Source organism: Limnohabitans sp. JirII-31 (assembly GCF_002778315.1).
Classification (GTDB): Bacteria; Pseudomonadota; Gammaproteobacteria; order Burkholderiales; family Burkholderiaceae_C; genus Limnohabitans.
The window spans coordinates 173,365-197,850 of the sequence record NZ_NESA01000002.1 but is presented as its reverse complement, the minus strand read 5'-3'; the positions used below and the strand labels follow the sequence as shown (position 1 = coordinate 197,850).

General features: G+C 55.4%; 18 protein-coding genes. 6 read left to right on the top strand and 12 right to left on the bottom strand.

Annotation, left to right across the window (positions count from 1 at the left end; all coding sequences use genetic code 11):
* Window positions 1-22: 22 nt before the first annotated feature.
* The 6 genes from fliF to pseB form a co-directional block, all read right to left on the bottom strand.
* Window positions 23-2,134, bottom strand: a complete 2,112-nt coding sequence (fliF, locus tag B9Z41_RS04445; protein WP_100145477.1) for a flagellar basal-body MS-ring/collar protein FliF — start codon at window positions 2,132-2,134, stop codon at window positions 23-25.
* Between the two features lie 20 nt (window positions 2,135-2,154).
* Complete coding sequence (gene fliE / locus B9Z41_RS04440; protein ID WP_100145475.1) at window positions 2,155-2,496, bottom strand: flagellar hook-basal body complex protein FliE; 342 nt, start codon at window positions 2,494-2,496, stop codon at window positions 2,155-2,157.
* Window positions 2,493-3,920, bottom strand: coding sequence for a sigma-54-dependent Fis family transcriptional regulator (locus B9Z41_RS04435; RefSeq protein ID WP_233202510.1), 1,428 nt, complete (start codon window positions 3,918-3,920; stop codon window positions 2,493-2,495). The genes fliE and B9Z41_RS04435 overlap by 4 nt, the downstream gene beginning before the upstream one ends.
* Window positions 3,921-4,264: 344 nt before the next feature.
* On the bottom strand, window positions 4,265-8,563 hold the full coding sequence (locus B9Z41_RS04425) for a flagellin (RefSeq protein WP_100145473.1): 4,299 nt from the start codon (window positions 8,561-8,563) through the stop codon (window positions 4,265-4,267).
* 206 nt (window positions 8,564-8,769) lie between these two features.
* The gene (locus B9Z41_RS04420) at window positions 8,770-9,237 is read right to left on the bottom strand and encodes a hypothetical protein (protein WP_100145471.1); all 468 of its coding nucleotides are present in this window, start codon (window positions 9,235-9,237) and stop codon (window positions 8,770-8,772) included.
* A gap of 88 nt (window positions 9,238-9,325) precedes the next feature.
* The gene (gene pseB, locus B9Z41_RS04415) at window positions 9,326-10,354 is read right to left on the bottom strand and encodes a UDP-N-acetylglucosamine 4,6-dehydratase (inverting) (RefSeq protein WP_100145469.1); all 1,029 of its coding nucleotides are present in this window, start codon (window positions 10,352-10,354) and stop codon (window positions 9,326-9,328) included.
* Window positions 10,355-10,491: 137 nt separating this feature from the next.
* Between pseB and pseC the strand changes: the two genes are divergently transcribed.
* The 6 genes from pseC to pseI are packed head-to-tail and all read left to right on the top strand — an operon-like array spanning window position 10,492 to window position 15,678.
* Window positions 10,492-11,670 (top strand): UDP-4-amino-4,6-dideoxy-N-acetyl-beta-L-altrosamine transaminase, encoded by a 1,179-nt coding sequence (pseC, locus tag B9Z41_RS04410; protein WP_100145468.1) that lies wholly within the window; start codon window positions 10,492-10,494, stop codon window positions 11,668-11,670.
* On the top strand, window positions 11,667-12,404 hold the full coding sequence (gene pseF, locus B9Z41_RS04405; RefSeq protein WP_100145466.1) for a pseudaminic acid cytidylyltransferase: 738 nt from the start codon (window positions 11,667-11,669) through the stop codon (window positions 12,402-12,404). The genes pseC and pseF overlap by 4 nt, the downstream gene beginning before the upstream one ends.
* The gene (locus B9Z41_RS04400) at window positions 12,379-13,008 is read left to right on the top strand and encodes a pseudaminic acid biosynthesis-associated methylase (RefSeq protein WP_100145464.1); all 630 of its coding nucleotides are present in this window, start codon (window positions 12,379-12,381) and stop codon (window positions 13,006-13,008) included. Before pseF ends, B9Z41_RS04400 begins: the two co-directional genes overlap by 26 nt.
* Window positions 13,009-13,018: 10 nt before the next feature.
* A complete protein-coding gene (pseG, locus tag B9Z41_RS04395) occupies window positions 13,019-14,089 on the top strand; it encodes a UDP-2,4-diacetamido-2,4,6-trideoxy-beta-L-altropyranose hydrolase (RefSeq protein WP_100145461.1) in 1,071 nt (356 codons plus the stop codon).
* 37 nt (window positions 14,090-14,126) lie between these two features.
* Window positions 14,127-14,615: a UDP-4-amino-4,6-dideoxy-N-acetyl-beta-L-altrosamine N-acetyltransferase gene (gene pseH / locus B9Z41_RS04390; protein ID WP_100145459.1), complete on the top strand. Its 489-nt coding sequence runs from the start codon at window positions 14,127-14,129 to the stop codon at window positions 14,613-14,615.
* 7 nt (window positions 14,616-14,622) lie between these two features.
* A complete protein-coding gene (pseI, locus tag B9Z41_RS04385; RefSeq protein ID WP_100145457.1) occupies window positions 14,623-15,678 on the top strand; it encodes a pseudaminic acid synthase in 1,056 nt (351 codons plus the stop codon).
* A gap of 55 nt (window positions 15,679-15,733) precedes the next feature.
* On the opposite strand, the gene B9Z41_RS04380 is transcribed toward pseI, so the two are convergent.
* The 6 genes from B9Z41_RS04380 to flgL form a co-directional block, all read right to left on the bottom strand.
* Window positions 15,734-17,656, bottom strand: coding sequence for a flagellin (locus B9Z41_RS04380; RefSeq protein ID WP_100145455.1), 1,923 nt, complete (start codon window positions 17,654-17,656; stop codon window positions 15,734-15,736).
* A 148-nt stretch (window positions 17,657-17,804) separates the two neighbouring features.
* On the bottom strand, window positions 17,805-18,209 hold the full coding sequence (locus B9Z41_RS04375; protein ID WP_100145453.1) for a flagellar protein FlaG: 405 nt from the start codon (window positions 18,207-18,209) through the stop codon (window positions 17,805-17,807).
* An 88-nt stretch (window positions 18,210-18,297) separates the two neighbouring features.
* Window positions 18,298-19,905 carry a tetratricopeptide repeat protein gene (locus B9Z41_RS04370; RefSeq protein WP_100145451.1) on the bottom strand — a complete coding sequence of 536 codons (1,608 nt, stop codon included), beginning with the start codon at window positions 19,903-19,905 and terminating at the stop codon, window positions 18,298-18,300.
* Window positions 19,906-19,959: 54 nt separating this feature from the next.
* On the bottom strand, window positions 19,960-21,885 hold the full coding sequence (locus B9Z41_RS04365; protein WP_100145449.1) for a flagellin: 1,926 nt from the start codon (window positions 21,883-21,885) through the stop codon (window positions 19,960-19,962).
* 170 nt (window positions 21,886-22,055) lie between these two features.
* Window positions 22,056-23,522: a flagellar filament capping protein FliD gene (gene fliD, locus B9Z41_RS04360; RefSeq protein ID WP_100145447.1), complete on the bottom strand. Its 1,467-nt coding sequence runs from the start codon at window positions 23,520-23,522 to the stop codon at window positions 22,056-22,058.
* Window positions 23,523-23,561: 39 nt separating this feature from the next.
* Window positions 23,562-24,485 carry a flagellar hook-associated protein FlgL gene (gene flgL / locus B9Z41_RS04355; RefSeq protein WP_100145445.1) on the bottom strand — a complete coding sequence of 308 codons (924 nt, stop codon included), beginning with the start codon at window positions 24,483-24,485 and terminating at the stop codon, window positions 23,562-23,564.
* Between the last annotated feature and the right edge of the window lies 1 nt (window position 24,486).

Sequence of the window (24,486 nt, the reverse complement as noted above, 5' to 3'; positions counted from 1 at the left end):
AATCTCTGTCGTTCGGCGCGGGTTAGGCGGATGGGCTGATCAAGCCCTTGAGCACACCGGCCACGCGGGTGGAATCTTCGGCCACGATCATGCGAATCAACGCCACTTTGTCATCATACGAATTGGCGGTGTTGAGCAAGTCAGCCGAGATCGACTGTTTCTTGGGCTTCAAGCTCGCCATGCGGGCTTTGACCTCTTCCAGCGTTTCACCTTCTTCAATTTCAATGTCAGAGGCAGCGTCATCGGCGGCCTGCTGCACGCCTGCGGCATGTTGTGCGTTGCGCTCGGCCAGCTCGGCGGCCATGGCATCGCGGGCAGCGGCTTCGGCGACAGCCTTGGCCTCGGCGGCCAGACGGGCTTCTTCGGCCACACGTGCGGCCTCGGCGGCGGCTTTGGCGGCTTCTTCGGCCATGCGGGCCATTTCGGCTTCGTGGGCTTCTTTGGCCGCTTTGGCCGTAGCCTGTGCGGCCGCAGACTCTGCCGTGGCCACTTCAATGGCCAATCGCGCCTCCGCATTGGCCGCTTCAGCAGCCGCGGCAGCAATGGCGGCGGGATCAATCTCGGGGCGCACCATGCGACGCACCATCGGACGAATCACGGTCAACAACAACAGCAAGAACAGGCCACCAATCACACCCGCATTGACCAGCACCTGGTAGTTCTCGTCCAGATACCAAGGCACAACGGTCGGGTCGACCACCGGCTCAAACTTGGTAGCCACCACGGTGACCATGTCACCACGCGCTTCGTTGAAGCCCACCGCACCTTTGACCAATTGGTTCAAACGCTCCAGCTCTTCGGGGGTGTAAGGAATAGAGGTCGGCGCAGGTGAGCCATCGGCGGGTTTTTCCACCTTCATGCCCGCAGGAATCGGGCGCTCGTTGATCAGCACACCCACACCAATTTTGGAGATGTTGCCCATGGCGTTTTTGGTGTGACGCACCGAGCGGTCCAATTCGTAATTTTTGGTGCTGCGTGCTGTCACTTGCACGCCTTTTTCGCTCACGCCCTTGGTAGGGTCGGCGTTGGTTTGGGTGGTGGCTTGCGGGTTGGTGGGGCTCGGTGGCGTGTTCGACAATGAGCCGGGAATGCCAATCGCATCACGGAAGGTGTTGCGGTCTTCCACAAACAATTCTGAACGGGTCTTGGGGCCTTTGTCCTGGCCATCAAAGTCTTCCACCGTCACTTCGGTTTGAGTGAAGTCGAGCGACATGCTGATCTGTGCGCTCACGTTGGACTCGCCCACGATAGGCGCCAACAACTGGATCAAACGTGTGCGGTACAGGTCTTCCATCTGTTGCTTTTGCATCAGCTGGGCGGAGGTCAAGCCCAATGGCTGCTCGACCAACATTTCATTCATCAAGCTGCCAAAGTTGTCCACCACCGACACGTTTTCAGGCGCAAGGTAAGGCACGCTCGACGCCACCAATTGGATGATGGCTTGCACGTTGGCCGACGACACCGTGCGCCCTGGCGCACGGGTGATGATCACCGATGCCTTGGTCGGCGCGCGGTCACGCACAAACACGCTTTGCTTGGGCGCGGCCAAATGCACGCGGGCAGCCTTGATGCCACCGATTTGCACAATGCTGCGTGCCAGCTCTTGCTCCATCGCGTTGTTGTAGCGCACCTGCTCCATGAACTGGCTGGTGGTCATGGCGGGCATGTCTTTGAGGTTGTCCATGCCCGTGGTTTCGGTGCGTGGCAAACCTTTGGAGGCCAGCAACATGCGGGCCTCTTGGTAGCGCGCCGTGGGCACCGTCAATTGGCCGGTGTTGGCATCCACTTCGGGTTTGAATTCACCGGCCTTCAGCGCTTCGATGGCCAATTGCTTGTCTGCGTCGTTGAGCATCAACACCAAGGGACGGTAGGGCGTGGGCTTGAGCGAGGTGAAAAACACCGCCACCGACACCAGCAGCATGAACACCACAATGAAAGGCAGTGTTTTGCGCACCGTGGGCTGACGCAAGATGTCCACCACCATGGCACCCGGGCCTTCTTTTTGGTTCAACCAAGCAGGCATGCGGTTGTTGGTGGTGACAGGCGAGTTGCCCGCTTTGCCGGCGGCAGCGTTGTCTGCGTTGGGGGCTGAGGGCAAGCCCATCGCGTTCATATTCAAGGTATCTGTGGCCATATCAGTCTCTCAGTTCAGCATCACACCGGCATGTTCATGATTTCTTCGTACGCTTTCATCACTTTGTTGCGTACTTGCAAGGTGGCTTCAAAAGCCAGCGACGATTTCTGCATGCTCAACACCACTTCGGTGAGGGGCACCTCTTCGCCACGGTCGTAGGCTTCGGCCATCGCATCGGCCTTGACGTCAGCTTGGTTGACTTTGTCGAGTGCGTTTTTGACCGAGTCAAAAAATGTGGGCTGTCCCACCTTGGTGGTGGCCGTCTCGGGCGTGGCCGAGGTGTTGTTGGTGGACTGCGCCTGGTAAGCACGCAGTGTTTCCATCATCGACTGGATGTTGGCATTGGAGATGCGATCAATCATGCGGAGACTCCTTCATGCATGCCACGGTCACGCAATTGCGCGAGTTTGTAGCGCAGGGTGCGGGGGCTGATGCCCAGCTTGGCAGCGGCTTCCATGCGGCTGTCGGTGCTTTGAATCGCAGCCATGATCACTTGGTGTTCGCTGGTTTTCACCGCGTGTTCCAAATTGATGGGCCTCAGAGGTTCATCCACAGGGCGAACCGCGATGGGAGAAAAATCACCCGTCATCTCACGACTCACCGCCACTTGGGGTGCGGTCACCTCAAAGTCTGACATCGACACTTGGCGGTCCGTCATGGCGTCATCAAACATCAAATGTGCAGGGCTGACGGTGCGTCCGGTACACAACACCACCGCGCGTTGCACCACGTTTTCGAGTTCACGCACGTTGCCAGGCCAGGGATAGCTCTGCAGCAGCGCTTGGGCTTCGGCAGTCACGGTGAAAGGCAAGCCACTCTTGCCGTGGCGCGCCAGAGACTGCATGACCAAGGGCATGATGTCGCCTTGTCGTTCCTTCAAGGGTTGAATGCGCAAGCGGAAAGTGCTGATGCGGAAATACAGGTCTTCGCGGAATTCGCGTTGCTCAATGGCCAGTTTCAAGTCTTTGTTGGTGGCTGCAATGACGCGCACATCCAAGTCGATGACAGCTTCGCCACCCAAACGGTTGAGTTTTTTCTCTTGCAACACACGCAGCAACTTGGCTTGCAACTGCATGGGCATTTCGCCAATTTCATCCAAAAAGATGGTGCCGCCGTGGGCTTGTTCAAACAAGCCTTTGTGTTCTTTCAAAGCGCCAGTGAAAGCGCCCTTCTCGTGGCCAAACAACATGTCTTCGATCAAGTGCTCGGGCAAAGCCGCGCAGTTGAGGGCCACAAAGGGGCCTCTGGCACGCGGAGACGACTCATGCAACACACGGGCCAACACTTCTTTGCCAGCGCCCGTGGGGCCGACCAACAAGGCCGTGACTTCGGTTTGCGCCACGCGTTGCGCCAAAGCCAACAGGTGTTGGCTGGTGGGGTCGACAAACACATAGCTCTTGGTTTTGAGTTCGGGCGCGTTCAAACCTTTGACGGCTTGTTGCCAGGCAGCAGGTGCCCATTCATCGGCGGACAACACGTGCAAAGCACCCAGGCGCATGGCGTCGACGGCGACTTCCATGCGACGGCGGTCCACGCGGCACAGCACCGGCACGGTGTGGCCCAACTGAGCCACCAAGGTCTGCACTTCTTGCAGCAGCTCCGCGCTGTCGCCCAGGCGAATGACCAGCACATGCGCGCGGCGCAAAGCCAGCGTGAGGTCACCCAAGGTAGAAACGGTTTCCAGACTGATACCGGCGGTACTCAGCTGGGCGCGATCCGTCGCGTCGATGGGACTGAAGGGGTCCAACCACACGGCATGAATGACGTTGACAGAAGAAGCATTCACTTTGAACAGTCCGAAATAAAGGTAAGACTGTTATGCAAAGGACGTGCCAGCGATAAATGAAACCTAAGTGATTAGATTGATCGGGATATATCGGTTCTGAAAGTCAGAATCTTGACGCTTCGACGGGTTGCCGACAGACGCCGTCGATGGCGCGTTGGATCGGCTGTCAGGGTCAGGCGCAGGCTTGGCTGAAAACGCGCCGCAAAAGCGCCCATCGTTGCGCAGCACCTCCAGCGAGGGAATCGCTTTGGATTTGAAACCCATGAACTTGCAGCCATACGGCTGGCGCACGTCCCACGTGATGGTGAGGTGACGACACGCCCAGCAGTTAGGCCCCTTGCTCATCAACCACCCAAGAGCTTGAGCACAGTCTGCTGGCTGGTGTTGGCCTGAGCCAACACCGCCGTGGCAGCCTGTTGCATGATTTGCGTCTTGGCCAGCTCGGTGCTTGAAGACGCGTAGTCAGCGTCTTCAATGCCACTGCGTGATGTCGACAAGTTCATGGACACGTTGGTCAAGTTGTTGATGACATGGTCCAAGCGGTTCATCACCGCACCCATGGTGGCACGGGTGGCGTTGATCTTGTCCATGGCCGAGTCGAGCTTGGTCAAGACATCGGTCGCCCCCTCACGTGTGTTGATGCGCACGGTGCGTTGGTCGATGTTTTGGTCCACGTCGCCGGTGATTTCACCCGTGATCGGACCGTTCTTGCCAAAGTCAGCCAGGTCAATGGTGACCGTCTGGTTGGAACTCGATCCAACTTGAAAAGCCAAACGACCCACCCGTGGCGGGTCCATCTCTGAGCTGGATCGGCCACCGTAGCTGCCCTCGTTGAAACCCAGCGCAGAGAAATTGCTGTTGTTGCCGAAACCATCGTCACCGGTGCTGACCGTGAACGGCTTGGCATTGGCTTGCAACAGTTGGTCCGCAGACGAAGGCGGTGCGCCGATGGGTTTGGGCAAGCCCGGCAACTGTGGCGGTTGTGCCACCATGCGCACGGTGCCATACACAGTGCGTGCGGTGCTGCTGCTGGCGGTCGCATTGAACACGCCGGTGATTTGGTTGTTGCCAAAGCTGTTGGCCGTGACTTCGTTGATGGCCAAGTTGGTCGTCGCACTGTTGGTGGCAGCCCCTGCGATGTCAAACGCAGATCCAGGCACGGTCGACGTGATCGACAACACACCGGCGGTGTTCGTCACGCTGACGTTTTTGATGGCACCCGACGTGATGGCTGCTCGGATAGAGGTTTCCAAAGCACCCGCCAAAGCAACCGCCGTTGCGGCGCCTGAAGCTGCCGACGTGACCTTGACGCCGTTGATGGTGACCGATGCGGTGTCTGTGGCGGCAAATGTCGCGCCTGAAAAACTGATTTGTGACGACTGGGCCACCGCGCCGCCTTGGTCTAAACCAAAGTTGGCAGCAGACAAATCTTTCACGTTCGAGTCGAACCAGACAGACATGTTTCGTCCATCCGACTTGAGGCTGATGCCGTCGCCGTTGACCACCGCGGTGACGCCGTGTTCGCCAGCGCGCATGTTGATGGCGTCGGCCACTTTGTTCAAGCGATCCAGCTTGGGCTCGTCTTGCACAAACTGCACTTTCACTTCTGTGCCGTTGATGAACAAGGACTGGAGTGTTGGCGAGGCCAAAATTGGCAGGCTGGTGTCGGTGTTGATGCCTTTGACTTCCGCCCCGTTGGCTTTGGCCACCACACCTGTGATGGCGGTTTGTGAGTTGATGGCGGCTGCAATCGCGATCGCGCTTGAAGCGGGGTCGCTGCTAGAGGCCACGGTGTTGGAGTCGGTGTCGCCCGCGTTGGTGGAAGGCGGAATTTTGACGCCATTGATCACCAAATCGTCCATGCCCAAAGGCTTGAAGTTGGCTTTGGCATTGGCCTGCACTGTGGTGGCGTTGACGGTGGTGGTGGTGTTGCTTTTTGAATTGGTCAGTGTGAAAGCTGTGCCTGGACTGTCTGACGTCAACAAAATTTCGCCAGCGTTACGACCCGCCATCGCGGTCACAGGCACTGTGGTGTTCGCGTTGACCAATGAGACCAAACCATCTCGCACAGCTTGTGCGGTCAAAGAGCCTGCCACAGCGGTGTAGGTGAAGGTGGTGCCATTGACGGTCAACGCAAAGGTGTCACCTGCTGTGGGCACGGTGCCCGAGTAGGTCACGCTCTCTACCTGAGCCACACTTGGGCCCACGATAGGACGTGGGCTGGTGTTGGTCACTGCCTCGTTTTTGCTGAAGTTGCCCGCGACCAAACCTGCACGGGTGATGTCCCCCAGGGTGTCGGAGGTCAGCACCACAGGCGCTGGGATTTTCGATTCCAAAGAAATGGTGCTGGCTTGCACGCCCTGGCGCACACCAATGCGCGCACCAAAGTCGTCGGCGTTGGCCGATGTGTCAAAGCTCACCTCAATGTTGCGACCATCGGCGGCGCTCAAGGTGATGCCTTTGGCATCTGAACCTGTGTCAATCGCTTTGACACCCGTTTTATCGCTGATCAAGTTGATGGCACGAACCACATTGGCACGTGTTTCACGCGAATTGTTCAGCACGGTGGTGATGTCGGCGCTGGCGTATCCGTTGATGAACACCGTGCCTTTGACCACCGACGTGCCTGACATGGCGCGGCCTGACATGACGTTCTCATTGACCTTCGCAAACACACCCGTGCCAGCTGAGGCAATGAAATTCTCAGCCGTGGTGTCGACCAGGCCGGTCAAACCGGTGGGGCCGGTTTGGATGACCGTGTCGGGCATATTGCCTTCGCTGGGCGCGTAGGTGATGGACAGGTTTGAGTTACCGGGCGAATAGTTCACCACGCGACCTGTGCCTTGTGCAAACAAAGGGCTGGCTTGCAAAGCCGCTGCAATTTTGGCCGTTGCTGCGGCAGAGGTGGTGTCCAAGGCGGTCAAGGTCACGCTCACACCGCCCACGGTGATGTTGCCTGGCGTGGGTGTACCAGCGAACGTCAGCATTTGTGTTTCGCCTTGCGTCACGCCGGTGGCAACCGCCAAGCGGTTGATCGCTGCAGCTTTGGCAATTGCACTGCCTGCGGCATTGGCCAAGGGAGACACCTTGTCGTCGGTGGCGTAAGAAGCCCCAATGTCAATGCCATTGATTTTCAAATCACCGGCACGCAATGCGGGGATGCTGCCTTCAACCGCCACGTTGTAGCTGAATGCGCGACCTGTCAGGGTGGCACTGGTGCCATCTGATTTTTGGAATGAATACACCAAGTCATCCGTTAGCACCTGGGAGTTCGTGCCCGTGCTCTTGATGAACGTGATCGAACCTGCAGGTGCACCATCGGTCACCACCACGGAAGGCAAAGCACCCGAACCGCTGATGGCCAAATTGGTGACGTTGGTCCCAGTGGAGGCGCTGGTGAAGGTCACCACGGCGCCGGTGGCGGCACCTGAGGCAAAGCCACTCAATGCGCCAGTGAAAGTACCTTTCACAGGGGCTGGCGCAGTGCCTGCGGCATAACCGTTGACTCGGCTGGCAAAGTCGGTGGCCACCTCTGCGGCCGTGGCACCTGCGGCACCCGCCGTATAAGTCAACCCACCCAAGGTGATGGTTTGTCCTGCGGTCATCGCATTGAAGGTCACAGCAGAGCTTTCCGTCACTGCCGTGTTGTTCATGATGCCTTGCATCGGAATCGTCGTGCCTTGCGCCGTCTTGAAGGAGGCCGTCACATTGCCGCTGGCATCCACACTCATGCTGAGGGCGCCACTGTTGATGAAGGAACCGTTACCTTTGAAGTTTTCTGCGCCCTGTGCGATGGCTTCACGTGTGGTGGTGGGTGTTGCCGTCAAACCGACAGCGGCTTTGGGGTCAAAACTGGTTGCGGCCACATTGCCGTCTGTGGGCGCATACGTGATGGTCAAGGTGTCCGCAGCAACCGTGACACTGCGCCCCGAACTGCTGCTGAATTTCGGATCATTGCTCAGCGTTTGTTGAATTTTGGTGGCCACTGTCGCAGCCGTTGCCACAGAGGCGGCATCCAACACCACGTCCACACCACCCACAGTGATCGTCAATGTTTGGGGGCTGACCAGCGTGGGCAAGGTACCCGCAATTTGCAACGTTTGCTTTTCACCAGAATCCGATCCAGCCACGGTGCGTGAGGTGGTCGGGTTGATGAAGACAGAGCCGAATTGGTTTTCTGAAGTCACTTTGTAAACGGGCATTTCACCCACACGCTCACCGGCTGAACCATTCAAGACAGGGAAACCGTTCCACTCGGTGTTGTCCGAAATTTGCACGATTTGCTGTTTGAGTTGTTGAAACTCCAGGTCCAAGTAACTGCGCTGTGCGTTGTCATTGGTGTCGTTGACAGCTTGAACGGCCAACTCACGCATGCGCTGCATCATGTCCGTGATTTCGTTGGTCGCGCCTTCGGCTGTTTGAATCAGATTGATGGCGTCCCCAGAATTACGAACAGCTTGGTTCAAGCCTCGTATTTGCTGCGTCATGCGCGTCGCAATCGCCATGCCTGCGGCATCATCTCGAGCCGAGTTGATGCGCTTGCCGGTGGACAACTGTTGCATTGCAAGCGCTTGCGATCTGCCGGACGTGGTGAGCGCCGCTTGCGAAAACAATGCTTTGACGTTGGTATTGATAACTGCCATTTTTCTAATCTCCTGACCTGAATTGGTCAATCAAACTTGCCTACATTGATGCACATACCATGCCAAGTTTTTTTTGACTCTCTAAATAAGGGTTTTCCCTTTTTAGAGTAAAAAAATATGTTCATCTAAGTATTCAGTGGCAAGGTTTTGTCGCTTCACTGGCAATGGTTTGCCACTTGCCGCCGTGAAATCGACACATTTGCCGCTCAGTGGTGAAAGGCTGTGGTGGACTGCATGGACTCGCTGAAGTCATCAAGGGCCAACTTCTCCGCCAACAGTTCGAGCTGGTCGGGATAGGCCGCCAGACCTTGGCGCACCACCTCAAGGGCGCGGGCTGGGTCCAGGTTGCAACGCAGCGCGCGCACAAACATCACATACGTGAAGGGAGGTGTGGTGCTGCCCTGCACTTGTGTCAGCTCTTCCATCAACTCCACAGCCAAGGGCCAGTCTTGGTTCATCATGGCCAGCAAACTGGTGATGGCCAAAATATCTTCGCTGTGTGGGTACAGTGCCATGCCGGCATCACTCAAGGCATTGGCCATTTCAATTTGTTCAGTGGCCACCAAGGATTGAATGGTTTCGCGAATTTCAGCCGGGCTGAAACGCTTGATCAGGCTGGGGTTGAGTAAGCCGCCAACGGCGGATTGATTCATCAGTTCTTGAATGAGGGTCATGGAAAGCTCCTGCTGAGGTGTGAGAAAAAAATACCAATGGCTGAGTCGCCAGCGGCGGGTAGAGGGTGGTCGGCTATATGAGTAACGTTTAAACAGGCTCAAACGCGGGATTGATGTGTTGGCGAATCAGCCCGCGAATTTGGTCGACGCTCAAGAAGTCGTCGTTGCTGCCAGACTCGTAAGCAAAGCCCACAGGCATTTCTTTGGCGCCCTTGCTGTCAAGGTATTGGGCGCGCTGCTTGTGCGCACCAGAACCCAAGATCGCGTAGTAATCGCCTAAGTCCAAGGTGTTGGGACTGTCACTGCGTGTGATCATTTCTTCGTGCAATTTTTCGCCGGGTCGAATGCCCACAATGTCTTGACGGCAGCTAGGGGCAATGGCTTGTGCCACATCTTCAATGCGATATGACGCAATTTTTGGCACCAAAATTTCGCCGCCTAAACCATGCTCCAAGGCCCAAAACACCATTTCAACCCCCTCGTCGAGCGAGATGTTGAAACGTGTCATTTCAGGATCGGTGATGGGCAAGACGCCGGTCTTGGCTTTCTCTAAAAAGAAGGGAATCACCGAACCACGTGAGCCCATGACGTTGCCATAGCGAACCACCGAGAAACGCAAATCACGCGCCCCCTTGAAGTTGTTGGCAGCGATAAAGAGTTTGTCACTGCACAGCTTGGTCGCACCATACAAATTGATGGGGGCTGCGGCTTTGTCTGTCGACAATGCCACCACACGCTTGACCTGTGTGTCCAAGCAAGCCTCAATGAGGTTTTGTGCCCCCATGATGTTGGTTTGGATAAATTCAAAGGGGTTGTATTCAGCGGCAGGCACTTGCTTCAAGGCCGCCGCATGCACGACGGTGTCAATGCCCTCTAAGGCTCGGCGTAATCGGTTTTGATCACGCACATCACCAATGAAGAATCGCAAGGCCGGGTATTTGGACTCTGGGAACTCTTGCTGCATCTCAAACTGTTTGAGTTCATCGCGGCTGAACACCACCAAGCGCTTGACCTTGGGGCAGTGCTCCAACACCGACCTCACAAAAGACTTGCCAAACGAACCGGTGCCGCCTGTGATGAGAATGGATTGGTCGCAAATATCAATGGATGAGTTCATTAGCCTACGTCGACAAACCGACGCCCTGTGCTGAAAGATGTACTGACTAAGCAGGAGTCGTGCCAAATCAAAAGTTGGTCTGTTACTTGCTTGAATCAAGGAATCCAAGCCAACCGTCAGATGTTTGACACGCACCCATGCCAGCACAAGATCACATTCCTTATGGCCGCCACACGGTCACACAAGCCGATATCGATGCGGTGGTGAATGTCTTGCGATCCGACTTCTTGACGCAAGGGCCCGTGGTGCCTGCGTTTGAAGAAGCCGTGGCAAGTTATTGCCACGCAAGCCATGGTGTGGCCGTCAACAGCGCCACCTCTGCGCTGCACATCGCATGTCTGGCCTTGGGGCTCGGCCCCGGGGACTGGTTGTGGACCAGCCCCACCACCTTCGTGGCCTCGGCCAACTGCGGCTTGTATTGCGGTGCCCAGGTGGACTTTGTGGACATCGACCCGCAGACCTTCAATCTGTGCCCCGTCGCGTTAGAGAAAAAGTTGCTGCTGGCCAAACAACAAGGCCGCTTGCCCAAGGTGGTGGTGCCTGTGCACATGTGCGGGCAGCCGTGTGACATGGCGACCATCCACGCGCTGTCGGTTCAATATGGTTTCAAGATCATCGAAGATGCGTCGCATGCCATTGGGGCCAAATACAAAGGCGAGCCTGTGGGTGCAGGCCGCTACAGCGACATCACGGTGTTCAGCTTTCATCCGGTCAAGATCATCACCACCGCCGAAGGTGGCATGGCGGTGACCAACGACCCCGCTTATGCCAAAGCCATGATGCGCTTACGCAGCCACGGCATCAGCAGTGACCCCTTGGACATGCAAGCGCGCCCGACCGATGAGATTTGGAACTACCAGCAACTCGAACTCGGCTTTAACTACCGAATGACAGAACTGCAAGCCGCGTTGGGCTTGAGCCAGCTTCAACAGCTCGATGCGTTTGTGCAGAAGCGTCACGCCATTGCAGCAAGGTACAACGAGACACTGCAACATCTGCCGCTTGTTTGCCCACTGCAACATCAAGACAGTTATTCCAGCTACCACCTGTACCCTGTGCAGGTGCCAATTTCTGAGCAGCACCCCACACAGCAACAGGTGTATCTGACCTTGCGCGAGGCGGGCGTACTGGTGAATTTGCATTACATCCCGGTCTATCTGCAACCGTTTTATGCGGCCATGGGTTTCCAGCGCGGCCATTGCCCGAACGCTGAAATCTATTTCAAACAAGCACTCAGCATCCCAATGTATGCCTCGCTGACCGACGCGCAGCAACTGCACGTTGTCGATGTGCTGACGAAAGCGCTGGCTTCATGAAGATCGCCATCATTCCAGCGCGTGGTGGCAGCCAGCGCATTCCACGCAAAAACATCCGCATGTTTTGCGGCAAGCCCATGATCGCGTGGTCCATCGAAGCGGCGCTGCACAGCGCTTGCTTTGAGCGTGTGATCGTCTCCACCGATGACGCCGACATTGCGGCTGTGGCCCAAAGCTGTGGGGCCGAGGTGCCGTTTATGCGCCCTGCGGATTTGAGCGATCACCACACACCCACCCTTCCGGTGGTGGCCCATGCCGTTGCGTGGGCACACGCACAGGGCATGACGCCACAGGCTGTGTGCTGCATTTACGCCACCGCGCCGATGATCACCGCCATGGATGTGCAAGAGAGCTTGCACACCTTGTTGAGCAACGACTGTGATTACGTGTTTGCAGCCACCAGTTATGCGTTTCCCATCCAGCGTGCCTTTCAGTTGAACGCACAACATCGTGTCGAGATGTTTGACCCAGAACACTTTGGCACACGCTCGCAAGACTTGCCCCACGCCTACCATGATGCGGGTCAGTTTTATTGGGGCACACCTGCGGCCTGGCTGAACCAGACACCCATTTTTTCTTCCCGCGCCATGGCGCACCTGCTGCCCAGATACCGCGTGCAAGACATTGACACGCCCGAAGACTGGGTCAGAGCAGAACGCATGTGCCAAAGCAACACACAAGAACTTCCATTGAACAAAGACGCACACCATGCCACATTCCACATTTCAAACTGAACAAGAAAACTTTTGGGCCGGTGAATTTGGCGATGACTACATCCACCGCAACCAAGGCGATGCCTTGTTGGCCGCCAATTTAGATTTCTTTGTCAAGGCCTTGAAGCAGGCACGCGATGTCGGCAGCTGCATCGAATTTGGTGCCAACATCGGCATGAATTTGAAGGCGCTGCAACTGCTGTTTCCAAAGCTGGATGTGCACGGGATTGAAATCAATCCCAACGCCGCCGCTTTGCTGGCCAAGACCATTCCTGCGGACCATGTCTACCCCACATCATTGTTGAATTTCGAACCAACACGCACCTGGGATTTGACCCTCATCAAAGGCGTGCTGATTCACCTCAACCCCGATGTGCTGCCCGTGGTGTACGACAAATTGGTGCAGTCATGCCAGCGCTATTTGTTGGTGGCCGAGTATTACAACCCGTCGCCGGTGGCCATCCCTTACCGGGGCCACAGCGACCGTTTGTTCAAACGTGATTTTGCAGGCGACATCATGGACCGTCATCCACAGATGAAGTTGGTCGATTACGGATTTGCCTATCGACGCGACCCCAATTTTCCGCAAGACGACATCACGTGGTTCTTGATGGAAAAGAAATAAGCCGCTGGCCATGCACATTGTCTTCAGAGCCGATGCATCCTTGACCATAGGCCATGGCCATGTGATGCGCTGCGCCAGTTTGGCTCAGGCACTGCGTGCCCAAGGTGCCGATTGCAGCTTTGTCTGCGCGAGCCATGCCGGACATTTGAATACCTACCTGCGAGACCAAGGTTTTGACGTGCGGGCACTCGATCACACACTCAGCGATGCCAGGCACAACGCAGAAAGCCTGCTGCCCAATTGGCAAGACGATGCACGCGCGACGATCGATGCCATCCAGCACCTCAGTGTCGATTGGCTGGTCGTGGACCATTACGGACTCGATCAAGCCTGGGAAATGGCGCTGTCGCCACACGTATCGCAACTCATGGTGATCGACGATTTGGCCAACCGCGCGCACCACTGCGACCTGTTGTTGGACGCCAACCCTGGACGACTGGCCAATGACTACGCGTCGTTAACGCCCCCAGGGTGTCGCGTTTTGGCGGGTCCTCATTACGCGTTGATCAGACATGAAATTTCTCAATCTCGCACGGACACACCCAGGCCTCGCCACCAACACGCACCGCTCAAAGTGTTGCTGACGCTCGGCGGTGTCGACAAAAACAACGTGACCAGTCAGGTGCTGTCGGCCTTGAATCAATTTGACAGTGATGCACCACTCGACATCCAAGTCGTCATGGGGCTGCATGCGCCGTGGCTGACACAAGTGAGTGAGATGGCTCACTCCATGCGTTGGCCAACACAGGTGGCCCACAACCCCAGCCACTTTGTTCGGCTCATGTGCACACACGACATCGCCATTGGTGCCGCAGGCACCTCGGCCCTGGAGCGCTGTTGCCTGGGCTTGCCATCCATCAACTTGGTGTTGGCAGCCAACCAGCGCTTGAGCGCCCAAGCCCTGCACGCCAGCCATGCCGCTGCCTTGGTTGAATTGCAAGACGGCTGGGAAAACGCATTGCACCAACAACTGCGCGCGTTGCAACAAGATGCGCCGCGACAAGCGATGCACATCGCCTGCTCACACATCACAGATGGCGCAGGCACGGCACGCGTCGCCAGGGAGATGCTGCATGCATGAGACCGCCACTTGCGACGCCCCTTGCGACATCAGACCCATGCAAGCCACAGACTTGGACATGGTCTTGGCTTGGCGCAATCACCCCGATGTTCGCCAGCACATGCTCACGCAGCATGTGATCACTCTAGACGAACACCGTCAGTGGTTTGAGCGCTCGCTGCACAACCCACAACGCAAGATCATGTTGGTGGAAAACCAAGGTCTGCCCTTTGGGCTGGTGCATTTCACGGGCATTGCACCTCAAGCCAGCGTCGATTGGGGGTTTTATTTGGCACCGGACGCAGCCAAGGGTTCTGGTCGTGCGCTGGGGCAAAGCGCTCTGTCATTTGCGTTTGAACAAATGCAAATGCATAAGCTCTGTGGACAGGTGCTAGAGGGCAATGCGGCCTCGGTTCGGTTCCATGAGCGGCTTGGATTTTCACTGGAGGGGCGCTTGCGTGCGCAAGTGTTCATTGCATCTCAGTACCGTGACCTGCTGTGCTTTGGTTTGTTGCGCAGCGAATGGTTAAAAACATCTCTCACCTAGGATCGTCATGTCACAACCTCACCCTCTTCGCATTGACGGACGCTGGATTGGCGCAGACGCTGCCCCGTACGTGATTGCAGAAATGTCTGCCAACCACAATGGCAGCCTCGACAATGCCTACCGCCTCATTGAAGCAGCCAAGACGGCTGGGGCAGATGCGGTGAAGTTACAGACCTACACGCCAGACACCATCACGCTCAATGCCGACAGCGAAGACTTTCGCATCACCGGTGGTTTGTGGGACGGCCGTACCCTGTATGACTTGTACCAAGAAGCCCATATGCCGTGGAGCTGGCACGCCCCCCTGTTTGAACATGCGCGCCACATTGGCATCACCCTCTTCAGCTCACCGTTTGATGCCACAGCCGTGGATTTGCTAGAAAGCCTGGGAGCACCGGCTTACAAAATAGCGTCCTTTGAAGCCATCGATTTGCCACTCATCCGCTACGTGGCACGCACGGGCAAGCCCATGATTATTTCTACCGGCATGGCCGATGACTTAGAAATTCAAGAGGCGGTGGATGCGGCCTATTCAGGGGGATGCAAAGAGTTGGCGCTGCTGCACTGCGTCAGTGGCTACCCTGCCCCAGCGGCAGATTACAACTTGCGCACGCTGCAAGACATGCAAGATCGCTTTGGCGTTGTCACGGGTTTGTCTGACCACACGCTCGACAACACCACCGCCATCACCAGCGTGGCCCTGGGTGCCTGCATCATCGAAAAACACTTCACACTCAACCGCCAAGGTGGTGGGCCCGATGACAGCTTTTCGCTCGAACCCAAAGAATTGTCAGAGCTGTGTCGTGGCGCACGCACCGCTTGGCAAGCCTTGGGACGTGTGGATTACGGCAGAAAGCCCAGCGAACAAGCCAATGCGCAGTTTCGGCGCTCACTGTATTTCGTCAAGGACTTGCAAGCAGGCGATGTGATCACAGCAGACGCTGTACGCAGTGTGCGACCAGGCTTTGGCTTGGCACCTAAACACTTAGACGATGTTTTGGGCCGCACTGTGAAACAAAGTGTCTCCATCAACTCTCCCGTGCGCTGGCAGCACATGGTGTGAACGCAAAAAAGGGCTGGGTGCGTGAACACCCAGCCCTGAACTGCCATCTAACTTCTTACTTCAACAGCGAGAGCACTGTTTGTGCCGACTGGTTCGCTTGCGCCAACATGGCTGTGGCAGCTTGCGAAATGATCTGGCTCTTGGCCAATGCGGTGGTCTCTTTCGAGTAGTCGGTGTCCATGATGCGGCTCTTCGACTGCTCGGTGTTGGTCACCACACTGCTCAGGTTGTTCACCGTCGCGGTCAGGCGGTTTTGGTAAGCACCCAACTGCGCACGTGACTGGCTGACTTGCTCAATCGCGTTGTCGATGGCTTTCATGGCGTCTGCTGCAGAAGCAGTGGACAACACATTCAAACCAGACATCGATGAACCACCGCTGTTGCCCATGGTGGGTTTGGTGGTGTCATAGTAAGCGTCGCCCACGTTGACTTCACGCAAACCGTGCGAGGCAAAACCGCCGTAGGTACCGATGGTGTCATTGCCCAAGTCCACGCTGATGGGGCGGTTGTTCACCGAGTTCAATCGGATCGCAATAGAGCTGTCAGAGTTGGTAATGGCTTGTGCAAACACGCCGGTTTGATCGGCAAAGGTGTTGATGAGCTGAACCTTCTTGGCTGTCGTGTCTGTTTGTTCACCCGAACGGTAGATGTCAACACCGTTGATCTTGACCTCACCGGCTGCCCATGTCGCGGTGGAATCCGTGATGGCTGCACCTTCGTAGGTGTAAGCGTCCACGAATTGTTCTGTCGACGTACCTGGCGATGTGGTCACCAAGTCACCACTTCGCATGCCATAAGTTTGCACCAGCCCCAAGGTGTCCAACGCAGCCGTGGTCACGGTCGCTGACACCGTACCTGCATTGCTGAGCACGCCAATGCTGATAGGCGAATCGGTTTTGGATTCGAGTTTCAACATGCCTTGGAAGATATCGCCGCTCTTGAAGCCCACGGCCACGTTAGAGCCCACTGTCGAGCCGCCAATAGCGTCCGTGACGGTCAATTTGGCGCCAGAGTTGTTGAACAACACCAACTTGCCTTCGTCGTTGATGCGCGCTTGCACCGTCGCAGCACCACCTTGTGCGTTGATCTTGTCAACCACTTCTTGCATGTTGTTGGTGTTGGAGACCTTGATGGCCAAGGAGGCGGCATCGTCAACCGTCGTCACCGTGATGGTCAACGAGGCCGTCGATCCAATCACACCGTTACCCGCTGTTGCAGCCGTGGCTTCGTTGAAGGCACTGGCCGTCACACCGGCGCGCGAGTTGTTGATGGCGGTCACCACGTCATGAATGTCCAACTTGGTGTTGTTGGCACCACTGGTGTCAGACTTGATCTTGGAGATGACGGTACCGTTGATCACCAAGCTCAGGCTGCCGCCACTGGCGAACGAGGAAGAAATGGTGCTGGCCGTGTTGGTAAAGCCCAAGCGACCACCAATGAAGGTGTTGCCACCTGCAGCGCTGGTGCCCAGACCCAGGTCAGACACTTTGGTGCTGGCAATGCCCACTTTGAGCGTTTGGTTGGCCTTGTCGCCAATTTGCAGTTGTTTGTTTTGGAACGAACCATCCAACAAGTTGATGCTGTTGAACTGGGTGGTCTTGGCCGTGCGGTCAATCTCAGACTTGAGCTGCTGAACTTCAGCGTCCAGTGCAGCGCGGTCTTGAGCGCTGTTGGTGCCGTTGGCAGCTTGCACGGCGAGTTCACGCATGCGTTGCAAAGACGAGGTCACTTCGTCCAACGCGCCTTCAGCGGTTTGCATCAACGAGATGCCATCGTTGGCGTTTTTGATCGCCATGTTCAGGCCGCGGATTTGCGAATCCATGCGGGTACTGATCGACAAGCCAGCGGCATCGTCTTTGGCTGAGTTGATGCGCTTGCCAGTCGACAAACGCTCCATGGCGGTGGACAGATCACGGCCCACTTTCATGAGCGAGTCTTGGGCTATTGACGCCTTCACATTGGTATTAACAACAGTCATCACATTCTCCTAGAGAGAGTTAAAAGGTAGGTGCTCTGGGCGCCGTACTTGGTGATTCGGACTGTGTTGGGCTTACTTTAGGAAAAAGCGGCAAATATTTGCCACTTTTTTTCAAAAGCGGCAAGCCAATGCCGCTGACAAGACGAAATTAAAGTTTTCCGTCGAAGAGCAAGCCCTTCATCTTCTCAATAGAGTGGGCGACACGCACCACCACTTCGTCGGGAATTTGGCGAATGACTTGGCCGGTTTCTAAGTTAGAAACCGTCACGATGGTTCCACTGACCGCAGGATCAATTCGAAAACCAAGCGCTCGGCCTGCGTTGTCCGATGTGCGTTTGAGTTCTTGCACCGCCTGCTCCAATTGCCTGCGACTGTCATCGAGTTGACTCGATGATTTCTCGACCACCTGACGAAAGTCTTTGAAACGGTTGGCAATATCAGAGGGCTGCGCCACGGGCTCCGTAGCCACGGCGGGAGCAGGCGAGATTGAACCTGCATGGTTTTGTGCAAAAGCAGCAGTAACGACACCACCCGTGTTGTTAATTGAACTCATAAATTCTCCTTAAGCACCTGTCATAGTGCCAACTTAAAACTAGGCAATCTATGCATCGGCGTTCAATCCAAGAACTTGAGCGAAAAAATTAAATATTTCGGATGGACTTGTCGACAGCAGATTTCATACTACTTTTCTCGTCACCCACCACCAATTGCATGCTCGGTTGAAATGGGTAGCCCTGAGTGCCAAAAGAGGTCCAGTTGTAAGAGTCTGCACACAGCAAGGTTTTGGTTCCCACCGCGCCGCTGATTTGAGCCACCGCAGTTCCCACAGAACACACCACATCCAAATTGGCAATGATGGCGGCCACGGCTTCTAAGTCTCTTTGCAAATCGGTGTCTGGCCAACGAATAACTTTGCAACCCAGTTCAGCTTCGACTTGTTGCAACTCTTCTTCGCACGGACCATATTGCAAGTTGACCACACACACGTCATCTCGCCTCAACAGGTCAGCCCAATCAGACAGCATGGTGTAAGAGGTGCTTCGGGTAGGTGACACCACGGCACTGCGCCAGCACAGACCCACACGCAGTTTGCTGCCACATGCTTCTTGCAAGCGCTGCGCGTAGTCTGCTTGCTTGACAGGCTCAGGCAACCAATAAGGTTTTGAACGCTCAAAATCTTCAATTTTTCGGCGATACAAAGCCGCCAAACTACCCAGTGGAATTTGTACGTTGAAGTCTTTGTTTGGGCTGTCAAACGGAAAAATAGCGCGGTAAATTTCTGCCCGTACTTCAAACTCAGGGAACGAGCGTTGAAACACCGACACCAAACGAGGCTCACACTCAACAATCACCTTGCCGTCCAAGGCGCGTAATTCATCCAGCATGGAAGCAAACATGATTTCGTCTCCCAAACCTTGCTCGCGCCAAACCAGCAGCGTTTTGCCGTGTAAGGGCTCCCCCGTCCAGCGAGGTTCTTTGAACGTGCGTTGCGGGCGGCGACCTCGGTTGGAGTCAATCAGAGGACTAAAACCATATTCAAGTCTCTCCCAGCCTTTTTCTAAATTTCCAAGTCGAAGATACGGAAAAGCGGTGTTGTGCAAAGCACCTACCAAAGCTCGCTCGCTCAAAACACCTTTGGCCTCACGCACCACGTACTCGATTTCACTGACGATTTTTTCATCATCCCCCGAAATCGCATTGGCCAAATTCAATCGGGCGGTGTAGTGCTTGGGGTTCAGGTCAACCGCGGTTTGAAAAGCAATCACGGCATCGGACTGGCGGGCACAGGCGTGCAAACTCGCACCCAAGTTGTTGTACGCGTCTGCATTGGTGGGCACCAACTGAATGGCCTTCATCGCCACCTCAAGCGCTTTTTGGTTCAAGCCTAAAGCAGCGTAGGCCGAATGCAAGTTGAAAAAAAGCGCGGGTACATCGGGAGTACGACTGATTTGGTCTTCGAGCAGGTGAACTGCCAACTCGTCTTGACTGGTGTTCATCAATGCCACAGAGGCAATCATGGCACCGTTGACATTGAGAGGCTCCGCCTCGGTGAGTTTTCGCGCAGCGTCATAGGCTTGAGCAAAGTGCTTGGTTTCTAGGGCGCACAGTGCCAAGGTTTCAACCGCCCCCATCTCGTCTTTGTTGATGCGCAATATCGCTTCACACAAACGTTTACATTCGGCAAAGTTGGCAGATTTTCTGGCTTTTTCTGCCTTGAGAAACAGATGGTGAAGTTGAGGCTTGGACATAAAAAAAGGGCTGAGTCAGCAGACACAGCCCTCATGCTAACAGCTTGATTTAGCTTATTTCAAGAGCGACATCACGTTCTGTGCCGACTGGTTCGCTTGCGCCAACATGGCTGTGGCAGCTTGCGAAATGATCTGGCTCTTGGCCAATGCGGTGGTCTCTTTCGAGTAGTCGGTGTCCATGATGCGGCTCTGCGACTGCTCGGTGTTGGTCACCACGTTGCTCAGGTTGTTCACCGTGGCATTCAGGCGGTTTTGGTAAGCACCCAACTGCGCACGTGACTGGCTGACTTGCTCAATCGCGTTGTCGATGGCCTTCATGGCATCAGCAGCCGAAGCAGCCGACAACACGTTCATCCCCGTCATCGACGAACCACCGCTGTTACCCAAGGTGGGTTTGGTGGTGTCATAGTAAGCGTCGCCCACGTTGACTTCACGCAAACCGTGCGACGAGTAACCGCCATAAGTACCGATGGTGTCATTGCCCAAGTCCACGCTGATGGGGCGGTTGTTCACCGAGTTCAATCGGATCGCAACTGAACCACTTGAGTTGGTAATGGCTTGTGCAAACACACCGGTTTGATCGGCAAAGGTGTTGATGAGCTGAATCTTCTTGGCCGTGGTGTCAGTTTGTTCACCCGAACGATAGATGTCGACACCGTTGATCTTGACCTCACCTGCTGCCCATGTCGCCGTGGAATCCGTGATGGCTGCACCTTCATAGGTGTAAGCGTCCACGAATTGTTCTGTCGACGTGCCTGGCGATGTGGTCACCAAGTCACCGCTTCGCATGCCATAAGTTTGCACCAGCCCCAAGGTGTCCAACGCAGCATTCGCATCCGTTGCATTAGGTGTCCCTGAACTGCTCAGAACACCAACGCGAATTGGTGCATCCGTTTGCGACTCGAGCTTCAACATGCCCTGGAAGACATCGCCGCTCTTGAAGCCCACGGCCACGTTAGAGCCTACTGTTGTGCCGCCAATGGTGTCCGTGACGGTCAATTTGGCGCCAGAGTTGTTGAACAACACCAGCTTGCCTTCGTCGTTGATGCGCGCTTGCACCGTCGCAGCACCACCTTGTGCGTTGATCTTGTCAACCACTTCTTGCATGTTGTTGGTGTTGGAGACCTTGATGGCCAAGGAGGCGGCATCGTCAACCGTCGTCACCGTGATGGTCAACGAGGCCGTCGATCCAATCACACCGTTACCCGCTGTTGCAGCCGTGGCTTCGTTGAAGGCACTGGCCGTCACACCGGCGCGCGAGTTGTTGATGGCGGTCACCACGTCATGGATGTCCAACTTGGTGTTGTTGGCACCACTGGTGTCAGACTTGATCTTGGAGATGATGGTGCCGTTGATCACCAAGCTCAGGCTGCCGCCACTGGCGAACGAGGAAGAAATGGTGCTGGCCGTGTTGGTAAAGCCCAAGCGCCCGCCAATGAAGGTGTTGCCACCTGCAGCGCTGGTGCCCAGACCCAGGTCAGACACTTTGGTGCTGGCAATGCCCACTTTGAGCGTTTGGTTGGCCTTGTCGCCAATTTGCAGTTGTTTGTTTTGGAACGAACCATCCAACAAGTTGATGCTGTTGAACTGGGTGGTCTTGGCCGTGCGGTCAATCTCAGACTTGAGCTGCTGAACTTCAGCGTCCAGTGCAGCGCGGTCTTGCGCGTTGTTGGTGCCGTTGGCGGCTTGCACGGCGAGTTCACGCATGCGTTGCAGAGACGAGGTCACTTCGTCCAACGCGCCTTCAGCGGTTTGCATCAACGAGATGCCATCGTTGGCGTTTTTGATCGCCATGTTCAGGCCGCGGATTTGCGAGGTCATGCGGTTGCTGATGGACAAGCCAGCGGCATCGTCTTTGGCTGAGTTGATGCGCTTGCCAGTCGACAAACGCTCCATGGCGGTGGACAGATCACGGCCCACTTTCATGATCGAGTCTTGGGCGATGCTGGATTTGGTGTTGGTATTAACGACGAGAGACATGGCAATTCCCCTTTTCAGAGTTGAAGATTAAGAAGTAGGAGTCTTGTGCTCCGTACCTTATAGATCGACGCCTGGAAATGGAACTTAAGAAAATTTATAAAAAAAAATGAAATGTGTTAAGAGAATAAAAAAAGCGGCAACAGGTTGCCGCTTTTTGTGAATAGACACCGTTATTTCTTATAGGCGTTCATCATGCCGTCGAAGGTGGATGTCAAACTGGTCTTCAAGCTGTTGCTCTTACCCACGATAGAGTCCATGGCTGCAAACTGCTTGGTGTAACGCGCCAGCAATGCGTCCATGCGTGTTTGCAGTTTGGTCAGGTCGTCTTGGTATTTGTTGACCTTGGTCGAATCATTTTGGCTCCCCTGCAGCAAAGGGCCTTGGGCGGACACCAAGGTTTTGACCCAACCGGTGAGAGAGACTGCCACACCATCTGTGGTGGCACCTTTTTCGTTCTGCAAGCTTTTACCTGAGAACATCGAGACGACTTTGTCGTAATTGGCAGTGCTGACTTTTTGAAACACCGTGGCGTCAACGGTCAAGGTGCCGTCTTGCTGCAAGGTCACGCCCAAATCACGCAAACCACGCACGCTGTTGTTGGTGCTGGAGCCCGCAGTGCCAAACACCAGTTGTCGCAGTTTGGCTTGGACTGTTTTACCGATAGAAACTTTGGCCAAAGAACCACCAAAGTCTGGGTCGGTCGATTTAGGGTCGGTCGCAATCTTGATGAAGTTTTGAAAATCATTGAAGGTGGACACCACCTTGTCGATCTTCGTTTTTAAATCGGTGGTGTCTCGGCTCAGCTGAATGGATGCCGAAGAGCCCACCGTTTCAGAGAGCAGGTCAAACGTCACGCCTGGCACCACATCAGGGATGGTGTTCGAAGAGCGTGAATAGCTGATGCCATCCACCACAATGTTGGCATTCAGCGCCGCCTGCAAGGTGCTGTCGGACTGACCCGGCGTTGGGTTGGTGTTGAAACCAACGCCCGCAATGGACGAACTCAATGTGAAAGCATTGCTGGCCCCAGGTTGACCTGTGACCATGATTTTGTAGCGGTCTGTCGCGCCCTGCACGCCTGAGTCGATGATTTGAGCCGTCACACCCGCATTGGCTGAGTTGATCGCGTCTTTCACGCCCACCAAGGTGCTGTTGGCAGGGACTGTGATGGGTACGGCCGTGGCCGTTCCTGTGGTCAAACTCAATGTGAAATCTGTGCCGGACACCACGGTGCTCGCGCTGTCGGCAAAGCCCGCATTGGTGAGTGAACGCTGTGGTTTGGCCACGTTGGTCACGCTGATGTCGTGCATGCCAGGCTGGGCGCTGGGATTGGTGATCACGTCAAAAGCCGCAGGCTGAGAATTCTTAGTGACAAGGCCTGCGAACTGCGTCGGGTCAGCCAACACATCGAACGCTTTTTTGACCTCGGACACCACGAACATCAATCCGCTGTAACCCGTGATTTCTTTTTTGGTGACATCAATCTTGTCATTGATGATTTTGGCTTGTGGTGTCTTTTCAGCATCGACCAAGCTCTGTGCCAAGGCCTGGGTGTTCATGCCAGAACCTGCACCTAAAGCGGCAATCAGGCCTGCAGAGGCTGATGAACTGGTAGAGGTGGCGGTCGTTGTGGTCATGGTCTGTCAATCGGTTGAATACACGTTTTCTTGAATCGATCAGTTCATGTACTTGAACAAACTCAGTTGCGAAATCTTGGCAAAGCTGCTTTGCGCCGCCTCCAGCGCCAACTGGTCTTTGTTCATTTTGGTGATGGCTGAGGTGTAGTCCAAGTCTTCGGTATCGGACTTGGTGGTTTTCAAGCGCAGCGTCACCTCATCAAGCACGCTGTTTTGCATGTCCACCACGTTCATGTCCGTGCCCACCTGAGCCAGCGCATCGCTGGTGCCTTGTTGCAAACTGTCCATCTCGGCAATGCCACTTTGCATCTTGGCGTGGTCGGAATTTTTGATGGCGTTGGACAGATCGTCCAAGGCTTGGAAGAAACTCACTGCCGTTTTTTGACCTTTGCTGTCTGTGCGCACCACTTTGACAAACGCATCAGAGCCCGGCATGTTCATGTTCATGCGGCGGTTGTCACCCACCGCCACTTTCATGCGTGCCTGATCGCCTTGGTACACCACTTGTCCGCTGGCGTCTTGCCCAAATGCAGGCTGCCCCACACGACTGCCCGAAAACAAATAATTTCCATTGGTGTCTTGCGAATTGGCCAAACTCAAAATTTGTTCTTTCAACGACGTGACTTCGAGCGCGAGTGACTGACGATCTGCCGGAGCCAAGGTATCGCTGGACGCTTGAATCGACAGTTCTTTGATGCGCAACAGCACATCGCTGGTGTTTTTGAGGGCTGTCTCTTCCGACTGTAGGCGTGTGTTGACCGACTTCAAGGTGTTTTGGTAGCTGGCTTGACGTGCCAACTCTGACTCCAGCCGTGTGACCAAGGAAGCTTTGTCTGGCGAATCACTCGGTTTGACAATTTGTTTACCGGTCGACAACTGCTCTTGTGTTTTGGCCAGTTCGCCCTGCACATTGCCCAGTTGCTGGGTGGCACGGTCAAAGTAAAGCGTGGTGGATATTTTCATG

Coding starts and splice junctions, on each gene's coding strand:
- fliF (WP_100145477.1), bottom strand. CDS start 2,134: ATGGCCACAGATACCTTGAATATGAACGCGATGGGCTTGCCCTCAGCC.
- fliE (WP_100145475.1), bottom strand. CDS start 2,496: ATGATTGATCGCATCTCCAATGCCAACATCCAGTCGATGATGGAAACA.
- B9Z41_RS04425 (WP_100145473.1), bottom strand. CDS start 8,563: ATGGCAGTTATCAATACCAACGTCAAAGCATTGTTTTCGCAAGCGGCG.
- B9Z41_RS04420 (WP_100145471.1), bottom strand. CDS start 9,237: ATGACCCTCATTCAAGAACTGATGAATCAATCCGCCGTTGGCGGCTTA.
- pseB (WP_100145469.1), bottom strand. CDS start 10,354: ATGAACTCATCCATTGATATTTGCGACCAATCCATTCTCATCACAGGC.
- pseC (WP_100145468.1), top strand. CDS start 10,492: ATGCCAGCACAAGATCACATTCCTTATGGCCGCCACACGGTCACACAA.
- pseF (WP_100145466.1), top strand. CDS start 11,667: ATGAAGATCGCCATCATTCCAGCGCGTGGTGGCAGCCAGCGCATTCCA.
- B9Z41_RS04400 (WP_100145464.1), top strand. CDS start 12,379: ATGCCACATTCCACATTTCAAACTGAACAAGAAAACTTTTGGGCCGGT.
- pseG (WP_100145461.1), top strand. CDS start 13,019: ATGCACATTGTCTTCAGAGCCGATGCATCCTTGACCATAGGCCATGGC.
- pseH (WP_100145459.1), top strand. CDS start 14,127: ATGCAAGCCACAGACTTGGACATGGTCTTGGCTTGGCGCAATCACCCC.
- pseI (WP_100145457.1), top strand. CDS start 14,623: ATGTCACAACCTCACCCTCTTCGCATTGACGGACGCTGGATTGGCGCA.
- B9Z41_RS04380 (WP_100145455.1), bottom strand. CDS start 17,656: ATGACTGTTGTTAATACCAATGTGAAGGCGTCAATAGCCCAAGACTCG.
- B9Z41_RS04375 (WP_100145453.1), bottom strand. CDS start 18,209: ATGAGTTCAATTAACAACACGGGTGGTGTCGTTACTGCTGCTTTTGCA.
- B9Z41_RS04370 (WP_100145451.1), bottom strand. CDS start 19,905: ATGTCCAAGCCTCAACTTCACCATCTGTTTCTCAAGGCAGAAAAAGCC.
- B9Z41_RS04365 (WP_100145449.1), bottom strand. CDS start 21,885: ATGTCTCTCGTCGTTAATACCAACACCAAATCCAGCATCGCCCAAGAC.
- fliD (WP_100145447.1), bottom strand. CDS start 23,522: ATGACCACAACGACCGCCACCTCTACCAGTTCATCAGCCTCTGCAGGC.
- flgL (WP_100145445.1), bottom strand. CDS start 24,485: ATGAAAATATCCACCACGCTTTACTTTGACCGTGCCACCCAGCAACTG.